The following is a 12625-nucleotide window of genomic DNA, read 5'->3' on the forward strand; positions in this document are numbered from 1 at the left end:
GCCACCAGGTTCGACAAGACCGCCGTGTCCTACCAAGCCGCCGCCACCCTCGCCTCACTCCTCATGTGGGCCTGACCTTTGACGACACTGCCTAGGAGTCGACGGAACTCCTGGAGATGGGCAACCACCCGGGGAGACTCAACAACCGCCGCGAGGTCGAGAGCTTTTGTAGCAGTGGCGCAAGCCAACTCGACCTCCCGTCGTTGGAGTTGGGTCCGCGCGAGCCAGAAGGTGTGGAACGCGCGTCCTCTAAGGTTCGTCGTTGACTCGGCCCGCAGCGCTTCGGCGATGAGGGGTTCGGCAGCGATGGCTTCCCCCATTTGGCCAAGGGCGATTCCGGTATCCACGGTGAGCTTGGTGTGGTCGAAATACTGGACCCACGCAGGGTCGTCATCGCCCTCGGCGATGCGCTCGAAGTGCTACTCCCGCCGTGGACGGGATCGACGCTCTTTCCGAGACACCCCCAGAGGTTGCGGAGACCTTCAAGGCCTTTTCCACGAAGCTGGCCGGCGAGGGGTTCGCCTTCCTGAACTCCAGGCTCGATGCCGTCGGCCCCGTCCTGGTCGCGGTGCGGAACGGGCAGGTGGCCGGTGCCATCGGCCCGATGGAAACGATGCCCGACCCGATCGGGCGCGTCCGGCTCCTACCCCAGTACTTCGGAGTCCTACCGGAGTATCGAGGACTCGGGCTCGGGCGCCGACTGTGGCGGGCCGCCATGCACTGGGGCCAGGAGCACGATGCCGACTACCAGTTGCTGCAGACCACCGTCGGCGGCGCCTCTGACCAGCTCTGCCAGAGTGAGGGGCTGATCGACCTTGGGTTCGTCTGCACCTCTGGCGTCTGAACCCACAGCTCAGTCGCGAACGCCAGCGCATCCACGCCGCCATGGACCGCATCCTCACAGCCCACACCGAACGCTCAAACGGCGCGCTCACCATCGTTGCCCTCGCTGCGGTGCCGTCGGCCTGCGGGCTGGAGCTGGGAACCTGTGGGCCGTGACCACCACCCGCATTCACTGGGCAGACCTGCCCGACTCCGTGCACCGGGCCGTCGCCGCCCGCCTCGGGACGCCGGTCCTTGCCGCGCAGACCGTCTCGGCCGGTTTCAACTCGGAGATCGCCGCCAAGCTCAGCACCGCCAGGGGCGCTGTCTTCGTCAAGGGGATGCGGCTGAGTCACCCACGCGTGTGGACACAGCGACGTGAGAGGGAGGTCAACCCCTACGTGGAAGGCCTCGCCCCCACCGTCCTCTGGCACCTCGACGTCGACGGCTGGAGCCTTGTCGCGTTCGAGCACGTCGAAGCCCGCCACGCCGACTACCGGGAAACCGGGGACTTGGAGCTGATGGTCGACGTCCTCAGCCGGCTCGGCCGCGTCCCGTGTCCGCCGATCGAGCTACGCCGGGCCGAGCAGCGATGGGCCGCCTACGTGGACGATCCCGAGGTGCTGTCCCGCCTCGCCGGCGGCTATCTGCTGCACACGGACCTGAACAACGAGAACGTCCTGATCCGCGAAGACCATGCGCTGCTGGTCGACTGGGCATGGGCCACCCGGGGAGCGCCCTGGATCGACCCGGCCCTGTGGGTGATCTGGTTGATCGCTGCGGGCGGCCACAGCCCGGCTGGGGCGGAAGCGTGGGCTGCCAGGGTCCCGGCCTGGCAGGGCGGCGATCCGGCGGTGGTGGACGTCTTCGCGCAGGCTCAGGCCCGGATGTGGGCCGAGATCGCCGGAGACGATCCGGACCCGTGGACCGATCGGCTGAACCGGGCAGCTCAGCTGTGGGCCCGTTTCCGGGGGCGTGGCTGAGGTCTCCCGGCCGCGCTCCCCGGCTGCGGATGTCAGTGGGCGGGTGCAGACTCGCAGGGGTCGGGGAGGGTGCGCGTGCGCGCCCGATGGGACTCGTCCCGGCCACGTCTTCCGTCGAAGGGGCACCACCTCATGCTCACCACCGACTTTCCGGCCGGCGCGCCCTGCTGGATCGACCTCGGCAGCCCGGACATCCCCGCCACGGCCGAGTTCTACGGCAAGGTCTTCGGCTGGACGTTCCGGTCCGGCGGCCCGGAGGCGGGCGGCTACGGCTTCTTCCAGTTGAACGGCAGGACGGTAGGCGCCGTCGGCCCGCTCGACGAGGGTGACCAGCCGACCTGGACGACGTACTTCCGTACGGCCGACGTGAACGCCACCGCGCAGGCCGCCGAGCAGGCGGGCGGTTCGGTCCTGGTCCCGCCGATGGACGTCATGGGCGAGGGGTGGTTCGCCCAGTTCGCCGACCCGCAGGGGGCCAGGTTCGCGGTCTGGCAACCGGGCACGACCACCGGCCTGGACGTGGTGTCGGAGGACGGCGCGCTGGTCTGGTCCGAGCTGCACACTTCGGACCAGAGCGCCGGGTTCGGCTTCTACCAGGCGCTGTTCGGCTGGCGGGTGGAGAAGTTCGAGCCGGCTCCGGGCATGGACTACCGGGTGATCTCGACCTCCGAGGGCGACCAGCAGGCCACGGCCTTCGGTGGCATCGCCCCGACCATGTCCCCGCAGGAGCCCTCCGCCTGGACGCCGTACTTCGCCGCCGGCGACGTGGACGCGCTGATCGCGAAGGCGAAGGCTGCCGGCGGCACGGTGGTGATGGGGCCCGAGGACGTGCCGAACGTCGGCCGGATCGCCTGGATCGTGGACCCGCACGGCACGCCGTTCGCGCTGATCAAGGGCGATCCCCGCGAACAGTCCTGAGCACGCGAGAGGGCCCGCTGCGCCGGTGCGCAGCGGGCCCTCTCGCGGTAGTACGGACGGTCACCGCACCGGGTGCCCGGCCTCCCGCAGCGCGTCCTTGACCTGCCCGATCCGCAGGTCCCCGAAGTGGAAGACGCTCGCGGCGAGCACCGCGTCCGCACCCGCCTCGACGGCCGGCGCGAAGTCGGCGAGCTTGCCGGCGCCGCCGGAGGCGATGACGGGCACGGAGACGGCCTTGCGGACGGCCCGGATCATCTCCAGGTCGTACCCGTCCTTGGTGCCGTCGGCGTCCATCGAGTTGAGCAGGATCTCGCCGGCGCCGAGTTCGGCCGCGCGCCCGGCCCATTCGACGGCGTCGAGGCCGGTGCCCTTGCGCCCGCCGTGGGTGGTGACCTCGTAGCCGGACGCGGTCTCGGTGCCGGGAGGGCAGCGCCGGGCGTCCACGGACAGCACCAGGACCTGCCGCCCGAACCGCTGGGCGATCTCGCGGACCAGTTCCGGCCGGGCGATGGCGGCGGTGTTGACGCCGACCTTGTCGGCGCCGGCCCGCAGCAGCTTGTCGACATCCTCGACGGCGCGGATTCCGCCGCCGACGGTGAGCGGGATGAAGACCTGTTCGGCGGTGCGGCGGACCACGTCGTAGGTGGTTTCCCGGTCGCCGGAGGAGGCGGTGATGTCGAGGAAGGTCAACTCGTCGGCGCCCTCGGCATCGTAGAGCTTGGCCATCTCGACCGGGTCGCCGGCGTCGCGCAGGTTCTGGAAGTTGACGCCCTTGACCACCCGCCCGGCGTCGACGTCCAGGCAGGGGATGACACGTACGGCGAGGGTCACGGCTGGTTGCCTTCCAGGGTCTTTGCCAGCCCGGCACGATAGGCGTCGAGCTCGACCTCGACCATCATCCGGGAGTCGATCAGCCCGTCGACCACCACCATGGTGGCCGCCGGGCGGGCGGCGTCGAAGAGTTGGTGGTGGGCGCGGCCCACCTCGTCGGCGTCGCGGGCGTGGGTGATGTACATCCGGGTGCGGACCACGTCATCCGCCGTCAGACCGTACGCGGCGAGGGCGCTGAGGCCGACGCCGAACGCGGCGAGGGTCTGCCGGTAGGGGTCTCCCTCGTGCTCGATCCGGCCGTTCACCCAGGCGGTGGAGCCGGCCACGTGCACGTGGTCTCCCGCGGCGACCGCCCGCGAGTAGCCGAACTGGTCCTCCCAGGGGGAGAATCCGCCGACCCTGCCACGCACGATCCGACGTTCCGTCATCCTGAAACCGCCTCCAGGGCCTCTTCGAGGGTGAACTTCTGCTCGTAGAGTGCCTTGCCCACGATGGCGCCCTCGACACCCGCACCGACCAGGCCGGCGATGGCGCGCAGGTCGTCGAGCGAGGAGACGCCGCCGGAGGCGACGACGGGGCGGTCGGTGGCGGCGCAGACGTCGCGCAGCAGCTGCAGGTTGGGGCCGGTCAGGGTGCCGTCCCGGTTGACGTCGGTGACGACGTAGCGGGCGCAGCCCTCCTGGTTGAGCCGCTCCAGCACCTCGAAGAGCTGGCCGCCGTCGCGGGTCCAGCCGCGGCCGCGCAGGGTGGTGCCGACGACGTCCAGGCCGACGGCGATCTTGTCGCCGTGCTCGGCGATGGCCTTGGCGACCCACTCGGGGGCTTCCAGGGCGGCGGTGCCGAGGTTGACCCGGGTGCAGCCGGTGGCGAGCGCGTTGGCGAGCGACTCGTCGTCGCGGATGCCGCCGGACAGCTCGACCTTGATGTCGAGGCGGCCGGTGACCTCGCGCAGCAGCTCGTAGTTGGTGCCGGTGCCGAAGGCGGCGTCGAGGTCGACCAGGTGCAGCCACTCGGCGCCGGCGTTCTGCCAGGCGAGGGCGGCGGCGAGGGGTTCACCGAAGGAGGTCTCGGTGCCGGACGCGCCCTTGACCAGGCGGACGGCCTGGCCGTCCCGGACGTCGACGGCGGGAAGCAGTTCGAGGCGGCTCATAGTCACAACTCTTCCAAGCTCAGAGGGTGTTGACCCAGTTGGTCAGGAGGGCGGCGCCGGCGTCGCCGGACTTCTCGGGGTGGAACTGGGTGGCCCAGAGCGGGCCGTTCTCGATGGCGGCGACGAAGGGCTGCCCGTGGGTGGCCCAGGTGACGAGCGGGGCGTGGATCCGTGCGCTGTGGGTCTCCAGCTCCCAGTGCCGCACGCCGTAGGAGTGCACGAAGTAGAAGCGGCTCTGCGGGTCGAGGCCGGCGAACATCCGGCTGCCCTCGGGCACGTCCACGGTGTTCCAGCCCATGTGCGGGATGACGGGGGCGTCCAGCGGCTCGACGACGCCGGGCCACTCGTCGCAGCCGGCCGTCTCCACGCCGTGCTCGACCCCCTTCTCGAAGAGGATCTGCATGCCGACGCAGATGCCCATGACGGGGCGGCCCCCGGCGAGCCGGCGGCCGATGATCCAGTCGCCCCGGACGGACTTCAGGCCGCGCATGCAGGCCTCGAAGGCGCCGACGCCGGGGACGAGCAGGCCGTCCGCGTTCATCGCGGTGTCGTAGTCGGAGGTGACGGTGACGTCCGCCCCGGTCCGTTCGAGCGCGCGCTGCGCGGAGCGGAGGTTGCCCGACCCGTAGTCGAGGACGACGACGTTCTTGCCCATGTTCAGGTGTCCAGTCTCTCTACTGCGGGTCTACAGACGCATGATGCCGGAGGCCAGGCACATGACCGAGCCGAACGCGAGCACCAGGATGACGCCCTTGGGCAGCTTCTGCTTCCAGAACGAGATCACGCCGCCGGCCAGGAAGAGGCCGACGAAGATGAGGGCGAGGGCCGCCTTGCTCACAGTGCACCCTTGGTCGAGGGGAGGATTCCGGCCGCGCGCGGGTCGCGCTCGGCGGCGTAGCGCAGGGCTCGGGCCAGCGCCTTGAACTGGCATTCCACGATGTGGTGGGCGTTGCGCCCGTACGGCACGTGGACGTGCAGGGCGACCTGCGCCTGGGCCACGAAGGACTCCAGGATGTGCCGGGTCATCGTGGTGTCGTACGAGCCGATCATCGGCGCCATGTGCTCGGGCTCGGTGTGCACCAGGTACGGCCGGCCGGAGAGGTCCACGGTGACCTGGGCGAGCGATTCGTCCAGCGGCACCGTGCAGTTGCCGAAGCGGTAGATGCCGACCTTGTCGCCGAGCGCCTGCTTGAAGGCGGCGCCGAGCGCGAGGGCGGTGTCCTCGATGGTGTGGTGGGTGTCGATGTGCAGGTCGCCGTCGGTCTTGACGGTGAGGTCGAAGAGACCGTGGCGGCCGAGCTGGTCGAGCATGTGGTCGTAGAACCCGACGCCCGTGGAGATGTCGGTCTTCCCGGTGCCGTCGAGGTCGATCTCGACCAGGACCGCGGTCTCCTTGGTGGTGCGTTCGACGCGTCCGATGCGGGACATACGGGTTACAGCTCCTTGATCACTGTTCGAACGGCGTCCAGGAAGGCGTCGTTCTCTGCGGGCGTGCCGGCGGTGACGCGCAGCCACCCGGGGACGCCGTTGTCACGGACCAGGACGCCCTGGTCGAGGATGGCCTGCCAGACGGCGTGGGTGTCGGCGAAGCGGCCGAACTGGACGAAGTTGGCGTCCGAGTCGGTGACCTCCAGGCCGAGCCCGCGCAGCGCGTCGACCAGCCGGTCGCGCTCCTCCTTGAGCCGGCCGACGTACCCGAGCAGGGTGTCGGTGTGCTCCAGGCAGGCCAGCGCGGTGGCCTGGGTGACGGACGACAGGTGGTACGGCAGGCGGACCAGCTGCACCGCGTCCACCACGGCCGGGTCGGCGGCCAGGTAGCCCAGGCGCAGCCCGGCCGCGCCGAAGGCCTTGGACATGGTGCGGGAGACCACCAGGTTGGGGCGGCCCTCGATGAGCGGCAGCAGCGAGGCCCGGTGCGAGAACTCGACGTAGGCCTCGTCGACGACGACCAGGCTGGGCCCGGCGGCCTGCGCGGCCTCGTACAGCCGCAGCACGGTGTCGGCGGCGACGGCGGTGCCGGTCGGGTTGTTCGGCGAGCAGATGAAGACCACGTTCGGCCGGTGCTCGGCGATCGCGCCGAGGGCGGCGTCCAGGTCGATGGTGAAGTCGTCGTTGCGCGGGCCGGAGATCCACTCGGTGCCGGTGCCCCGGGAGATCAGCGCGTGCATCGAGTAGGAGGGCTCGAAGCCGAGCGCGCTGCGGCCGGGGCCGCCGAAGGTCTGCAGCAGCTGCTGGAGCACCTCGTTGGAGCCGTTGGCGGCCCAGACCTGCTGCCGGGTGACGGCGAAGCCGGTGGTCCGGCCGAGGTACGCGGCGAGGCCTTCGCGCAGTTCGACGGCGTCCCGGTCGGGGTAGCGGTTGAGGTTGCGGGCGGCCTCGGCGACGCGCTCGGCGATCCGGGCGACCAGTTCCTCGGGGAACGGGTACGGGTTCTCGTTGGTGTTCAGCTGGACGGGCACGTCCAGCTGCGGCGCGCCGTACGGGGACTGGCCGCGCAGCTCGTCGCGGATGGGGAGGTCGTCGATCCGAGTCACCCGCGTCGCACCCACCTCAGAAGTAACAGGAGTCACGATCCCGGCACCGTCCAGTCGAAGCGCGCCTTGATCGCGTCGCCGTGCCCGGGCAGGTCCTCGGCGTTGGCGAGGTTGACCACGTGCGCGGCGACGTCCGCGAGCGCGTCCCGGTCGTACTCGACGACCTGGACGCCGCGCAGGAAGGTCTGCACGGACAGGCCGGACGAGTGGCAGGCGCAGCCGCCGGTGGGCAGCACGTGGTTGGAGCCGGCCGCGTAGTCGCCCAGCGAGACCGGCGTCCAGCGGCCGATGAAGACGGCGCCCGCGTTGACGACCTTGGCGGCCGCCGCGTGCGGGTCCCGGGTCTGGATCTCCAGGTGCTCGGCCGCGTAGGCGTTGACCACGGCGAGGCCCTGCTCCAGGTCGTCGACCAGGATGATCCCGGACTGCCGGCCGCCCAGTGCCTCGGCGACCCGCTCGCTGTGCTTGGTCCTGGCGACCTGGACGGCGAGTTCCGCCTCGACCGCTTCGGCCAGCGCCGGCGAGTCGGTGACGAGCACCGAGCCGGAGGTCGGTCCGTGCTCGGCCTGGCTGATCAGGTCGGCGGCCACGTCGGACGGCAGCGCGCTGTCGTCGGCGAGGACGGCGATCTCGGTCGGGCCGGCCTCCGAGTCGATGCCGATCCGGCCGGCGAACAGGCGCTTGGCAGCCGCCACGTAGATGTTGCCGGGGCCGGTGACCATGTTGACCGGCGCGCACTCCTCGGTGCCCAGCGCGAACATCGCCACGGCCTGGGCGCCGCCGACGGAGTACACCTCGTCCACGCCGAGCAGCGCGCAGGCCGCCAGGATGGTCGGGTGGACGCGGCCGTCGAACTCCTTCTGCGGCGGGGACGTCACCGCGATGCCCTGGACGCCCGCCTCCTGGGCCGGCACCACGTTCATCACCACGGAGGACGGGTAGACCGCCAGCCCGCCCGGCACGTAGAGGCCGACGCGCTCCACGGGCACCCAGCGCTGGGTGACGGTGCCGCCCGGCACCACCCGGGTGGTGTGCTCGGTGCGGCGCTGGTCGGCGTGCACGGCGCGGGCCCGGCGGATCGACTCCTCCAGCGCGGCCCGCACCTTCGGGTCCAGCGTCTCCAGGGCCTCGGTCAGCTGCTCGGCCGGGACGCGGGTCGACTCCAGCCGGACGCCGTCGAAGCGCTCGGTGATCTCGATCACGGCCGCGACCCCGCGATGGCGTACGTCCTCGGCGATCGGCCGCACCTTCTCCAGGGCGGCCGCCACGTCGAACTCGGCACGGGGCAGCAGGTCACGCGGGTCGTCCAGCGAGCCGCGGAGGTCGATTCGAGAGATCACGCCACCCAGTGTAAGGAGTGGCCGGAACCCCTGGCCCCGCATTTCAGTCCGTGATACGAAAGGCGAGACGACCGGGGGGACGGGGAAAACCATGCTGGAGCACGCCCCGGAGGGCTGGACCGACACGGAGCGTGAGCTCTGGGAGGCCTTCCGTCGCGGCAACGTCTTCGACCGGCGGAGTGGCGACGCCGCCACCGACGACCCCTTCGGGGACGCCGTCTGGGGCCCCGGGCGCACCGTCCGGGCCAGGGTGCTCGCCCATCTGCTGCTGGCCGGCCCGGCCGCCGCCACCGGGCGGGTCGCCTCGCTGCGGCTCAACGGCGTGCTGGTCACCGGCGCGCTCAACCTGGCCGGCGGCGCCATCGGCCACTACGTCGAACTCCGCGAGTGCCGTTTCGAGCGCAAGATCCTCATCTCGGAGGCCTCGGCCTCGACGCTGCGCTTCGTCACCTGCCTGATCCCCCGCCTGGAGGCCTCCCGGCTCACCACCACCGGCGACCTCCACCTGGCCCGCTGCCGGATACCCGAGGGCGTACGGCTCACCGACGCCAAGGTCGGCACCGACCTGCTGCTCAACCAGACCATCCTGGGCGGCGACCGCTACGGCCGCGCGCTGTCCGCCGACGGCCTGGCCGTCCACCAGGACTTCGAGGCCGAACGCGTGGACGTGGAGGGCGAGTTGAGCCTGCGCACGGCCCGGATAGGCGGGCGGCTGTCGCTGCGCGGCGCCCAGCTGCGCGCCGTCCCGCAGAACCGCACCTGCCTCAACGCCGTCCGGCTCACCGTCGGCCACACCCTCTACCTGACCAGCTCCGCCGACGGCGGCTGGTTCGGCTCCCGCAGCTACTACGGCTCCGGCTACGGCCAGAACCCGCCGCCCGGCGCCCCCAGCACCCCGTTCCGCGCCTACGGCCGGGTCCGGCTCTCCGACGCCCGCTTCGAGAGCGCCTGCCTGATCTCCGGCGAGTTCCACCTGGAGGGTGACGACGAGCTCTCGCTGCGCCGCATCCACACCCCCGAGCTGCGGTTCACCTGCCGGATCCGCCCCACCGGCACCGTCTCGCTCTCCCGCGCCCGGGTCGGCAACCTCGTCGACACCCCGGACGCCTGGCCGCGCGGGCGCCACCTGGGCCTGACCGGCTTCGTCTACGAGGTGCTGCGCCCGGTCGGCCCCTTCAGCGTCCAGCAGCGGATCGCCTGGCTGGAGGGCTCCTCGGTGGACTTCCAGCCCGAGTCCTACGAGCAGCTCGCCGCCGCCCTGCGCCGCGACGGCGCCGACGACGACGCCCGCGAGGTGCTGTACGCCAAGCAGCGCCGCCGCCACCGGACCCTCCCGCTGCCCGCCCGGATCTGGGGCCGGGTCCAGGACGCCACCGTCGGCTACGGCTACCGCCCCGGCCGGGCCGGCCTGTGGCTGCTGCTCGCCTGGGCGCTGGGCAGCATCTGGTTCGCCACCCACCCGCTGGAGCCGCTGAAGGCCGACGAGCACCCGCACTGGAACCCGGTGCTGTACACGCTCAGCCAGCTGGTCCCGGTCGTCGAGCTCGGCCAGCAGGGCTGGAACCCCGGGGGCCTCAGCCAGTACGTCACCGCCGGGCTGGTGATCGTCGGCTGGCTGCTCGCCACCACCGTCGTGGCCGGCGCCACCCGCATGCTGCAACGGGGCTGACCGACCCGGCGGGCCCGCCCGCGGGCACAACCCCGACGCGCCGCGACCGCGCGGGGAACTACGCTGTCCGCCGTGACAGAACGGCTGCCGCTCTTCCCGCTGAACAACGTGCTCTACCCGGGCCTCGTGCTGCCCCTGAACGTCTTCGAGGAGCGCTACCGCCGTCTCGTCGCCGACCTGCTCCAACTACCGGCCGACACGCCGCGCCGCTTCGGCGTGCTCGCCATCAAGGACGGCCGCGAGGTCGCCCCGGTCCGCCCCGATGAGGGCCCGGCCGGGCCGCTCGACGGCCTCGGCACCGCCACCGGGGACCCGCTGGAGGCGATGTTCCACATCGGCTGCGTCGCCGACGTCGCCTCCGTCCAGGAGCAGCCGGACGGCCGCTACGAGCTGCTGGTCACCGGCACCACCCGGTTCCGGCTCCGCTCGGCGGACGTCTCCGGCCCGTACCTGACCGGCGAGGCCGAACTCGTCGAGGAACAGCCCGGCGAAGGCTCCGGCGCCCTCGCCGCCGAGGTCGAGCGGGCCTTCCGGGTCTACCAGAAGCGCCTCGCCGGGGCCCGCGAGGCCAGCACCGTCGGGCGCCAGGAGCTCCCGGACGACCCGCAGGTGCTCTCCTACCTGGTCGCCGCCGCCTCGGTGTTCGAGACCCCGGTCAAGCAGCAGCTGCTGGCCTGCCCCGACACCGCCCAGCGGCTGCGCACCGAACTCGACCTGCTGCGCCGCGAGAGCTCCGTGCTCAGCTGGCTGCCGTCGCTGCCCGCCGTCGACCTCACCCGCCAGTCGTTCAGCCCCAACTGATCCGGAAAACCCGCACGTAATCCGGGACACCCGCACGTAAGTCCGGGGGAACCCGCACGGCGAAGAAGGAGCCCCACATGGCGAAGAAGCCGAAGAAGGGCGGGCAGGGCACCCCCGCCACCGTCGCCCTGGAGACCGCCGCCGTCCCGTTCACCGTGCACGCCTACGAGCACGACCCGGCCGCCGCCTCCTACGGCGGCGAGGCCGCCGAGGTCCTGGGCGTCGCCGCCGAGCGGGTCTTCAAGACCCTGGTCGCCGACGTGGACGGCGTGCTCACCGTCGGCGTGGTCCCGGTCGCCGGGCAGCTCGACCTCAAGGCCCTCGCCGCCGCCGTCGGCGGCAAGCGCGCCGCCATGGCCGACCCGGCCGCCGCCGAGCGCAGCAGCGGCTACGTCCTCGGCGGCATCTCCCCGCTCGGCCAGCGCCGCCCGCTGCGGACCGTGGTCGACGCCAGCGCGCTCACCCACCCCACCGTCTACGTCTCCGGCGGGCGCCGCGGCCTGGAGGTCGAACTCGCCCCGGCCGACCTGGTCACCCTGACCGGTGCCCGCACCGCACCGATCGCCCGCTGACCCCGGCTGACCCCGGCTGACCCCCGCTGCCCCCCCGCTGACCCCGGCCGACGGGCCCACCCGCAGATGGGCCCGGGCCCACGCGGTCAGCCCTGCCCGCGCTCCCCCGGCCGCGCGGCGTCCTCCGGCCGAGCACCGTCGTTCGGCCGCGCAGCGCCGTCCGGCCGAGCGCCGTCGTCCGCCCGCACGGCGTCCTGCGGCCGCGCCGCGCCGTCCGCAGGGGCCTGCGGCACGGCCGCCCCGTACGGCCCGGCCCAGTACGGCGGCGGGTCCTCCTCGCGCTTGCCGAACGCCGCCGACAGCGCCAGCAGCACCACCATCGCCGCCATCGGCCACACCAGCAACGCCCCCAGCGCGCCGAGGTCGATGCTCGCGTCGAAGTGCCCGCCGTTGCCGACCCGCCGGGCTTCGGCGATCAGGTCGTTGCTGGGGCCGAGCCACCGCCCGAGCCGCCAGGCGCCGACCGAGCCGAGCAGTCCGCCGACCACCAGTCCGAGCGCGACCGCGATGCCGCCGCCGCGCTGCCGGGTGGCCAGGAAGGCCCCGAGCGCGGTCAGGAGGCCGGCGCCGAGCGCGATCAGGGCGAAGACCGCGTCGGCCCCCGCCCGCTGTTCGCCCTCGGGGTCGGCGTAGAGGATGCGGTCGCCGTCGACGACCAGCGGCACCTTGGGCGCGAGCCAGACCCACAACCCCGCCATCACCAGTCCGACCGCGATGCAGGCCAGTACCGTGCCCGCGCCGAGCCGCAGCTCGGGCAGCAGCCGCTCCTTGAGCGTGGGGCCCGGCGACTGCGCGACCGCGAGGCCGTCCGGCGGCGGGGTCCCGGCGTCGGGGGCGGGCGGCGGCGCGTACGGATCGGGGGTGATGTCCGGCACCGCGTCCGCGGCGGCGCGGGTGGGGTCCGGAGGCGTGTTCGGTACGGTCACGGACCCCATCGTTTCACGATCGCGGCCGGGACGAGCCGTCGCCCGTACCTGGCGGAACCTGAACCCCGCACCTCGCGGA

15 protein-coding genes are annotated in these 12625 nt (G+C 72.4%); 6 read left to right on the plus strand and 9 right to left on the minus strand.

The window, feature by feature from the left end:
* The first annotated feature begins 430 nt into the window (after nt 1-430).
* The 3 genes from ACIOGZ_RS27285 (at nt 431) to ACIOGZ_RS27295 (ending at nt 2723) form a co-directional block, all read left to right on the plus strand.
* Nucleotides 431-844 (plus strand): GNAT family N-acetyltransferase, encoded by a 414-nt coding sequence (locus ACIOGZ_RS27285; protein ID WP_400987771.1) that lies wholly within the window; start codon nt 431-433, stop codon nt 842-844.
* 151 nt (nt 845-995) lie between these two features.
* On the plus strand, nt 996-1805 hold the full coding sequence (locus ACIOGZ_RS27290) for an aminoglycoside phosphotransferase (RefSeq protein ID WP_400987773.1): 810 nt from the start codon (nt 996-998) through the stop codon (nt 1803-1805).
* A gap of 132 nt (nt 1806-1937) precedes the next feature.
* Nucleotides 1938-2723, plus strand: a complete 786-nt coding sequence (locus ACIOGZ_RS27295) for a VOC family protein (RefSeq protein WP_400987775.1) — start codon at nt 1938-1940, stop codon at nt 2721-2723.
* A gap of 60 nt (nt 2724-2783) precedes the next feature.
* Here the strand turns inward: ACIOGZ_RS27295 and hisF are convergent, their stop codons facing one another.
* The 8 genes from hisF to hisD are packed head-to-tail and all read right to left on the minus strand — an operon-like array spanning nt 2784 to nt 8578.
* The gene (hisF, locus tag ACIOGZ_RS27300) at nt 2784-3554 is read right to left on the minus strand and encodes an imidazole glycerol phosphate synthase subunit HisF (RefSeq protein WP_363582824.1); all 771 of its coding nucleotides are present in this window, start codon (nt 3552-3554) and stop codon (nt 2784-2786) included.
* Nucleotides 3551-3982, minus strand: a complete 432-nt coding sequence (locus ACIOGZ_RS27305) for a RidA family protein (protein WP_363582826.1) — start codon at nt 3980-3982, stop codon at nt 3551-3553. The genes hisF and ACIOGZ_RS27305 overlap by 4 nt, the downstream gene beginning before the upstream one ends.
* Entirely contained in the window at nt 3979-4704 is a 726-nt protein-coding gene (priA, locus tag ACIOGZ_RS27310; RefSeq protein ID WP_350885736.1) for a bifunctional 1-(5-phosphoribosyl)-5-((5-phosphoribosylamino)methylideneamino)imidazole-4-carboxamide isomerase/phosphoribosylanthranilate isomerase PriA, read from the minus strand. Before priA ends, ACIOGZ_RS27305 begins: the two co-directional genes overlap by 4 nt.
* A 19-nt stretch (nt 4705-4723) precedes the next feature.
* Complete coding sequence (hisH, locus tag ACIOGZ_RS27315; RefSeq protein ID WP_063347181.1) at nt 4724-5359, minus strand: imidazole glycerol phosphate synthase subunit HisH; 636 nt, start codon at nt 5357-5359, stop codon at nt 4724-4726.
* 30 nt (nt 5360-5389) lie between these two features.
* Entirely contained in the window at nt 5390-5542 is a 153-nt protein-coding gene (locus ACIOGZ_RS27320) for a hypothetical protein (protein WP_350885740.1), read from the minus strand.
* A complete protein-coding gene (gene hisB / locus ACIOGZ_RS27325; RefSeq protein WP_063347182.1) occupies nt 5539-6132 on the minus strand; it encodes an imidazoleglycerol-phosphate dehydratase HisB in 594 nt (197 codons plus the stop codon). The genes ACIOGZ_RS27320 and hisB overlap by 4 nt, the downstream gene beginning before the upstream one ends.
* A 5-nt stretch (nt 6133-6137) precedes the next feature.
* Nucleotides 6138-7238, minus strand: coding sequence for a histidinol-phosphate transaminase (locus ACIOGZ_RS27330; RefSeq protein ID WP_400987777.1), 1101 nt, complete (start codon nt 7236-7238; stop codon nt 6138-6140).
* Nucleotides 7239-7270: 32 nt separating this feature from the next.
* Complete coding sequence (gene hisD, locus ACIOGZ_RS27335; RefSeq protein ID WP_400811973.1) at nt 7271-8578, minus strand: histidinol dehydrogenase; 1308 nt, start codon at nt 8576-8578, stop codon at nt 7271-7273.
* A gap of 91 nt (nt 8579-8669) precedes the next feature.
* Between hisD and ACIOGZ_RS27340 the strand changes: the two genes are divergently transcribed.
* From ACIOGZ_RS27340 to ybaK, 3 genes are all read left to right on the plus strand, one after another.
* Nucleotides 8670-10247 carry an oxidoreductase gene (locus tag ACIOGZ_RS27340; protein ID WP_400987779.1) on the plus strand — a complete coding sequence of 526 codons (1578 nt, stop codon included), beginning with the start codon at nt 8670-8672 and terminating at the stop codon, nt 10245-10247.
* A 72-nt stretch (nt 10248-10319) separates the two neighbouring features.
* The gene (locus ACIOGZ_RS27345) at nt 10320-11048 is read left to right on the plus strand and encodes an LON peptidase substrate-binding domain-containing protein (RefSeq protein ID WP_363582835.1); all 729 of its coding nucleotides are present in this window, start codon (nt 10320-10322) and stop codon (nt 11046-11048) included.
* 77 nt (nt 11049-11125) lie between these two features.
* Nucleotides 11126-11620: a Cys-tRNA(Pro) deacylase gene (gene ybaK / locus ACIOGZ_RS27350; RefSeq protein WP_063347187.1), complete on the plus strand. Its 495-nt coding sequence runs from the start codon at nt 11126-11128 to the stop codon at nt 11618-11620.
* A gap of 86 nt (nt 11621-11706) precedes the next feature.
* Here ybaK and ACIOGZ_RS27355 read toward each other — a convergent pair whose 3' ends face one another.
* A complete protein-coding gene (locus ACIOGZ_RS27355) occupies nt 11707-12546 on the minus strand; it encodes a hypothetical protein (RefSeq protein ID WP_363618915.1) in 840 nt (279 codons plus the stop codon).
* Between the last annotated feature and the right edge of the window lie 79 nt (nt 12547-12625).

Source organism: Kitasatospora sp. NPDC088160, from assembly GCF_044741445.1.
GTDB lineage: Bacteria > Actinomycetota > Actinomycetes > Streptomycetales > Streptomycetaceae > Kitasatospora.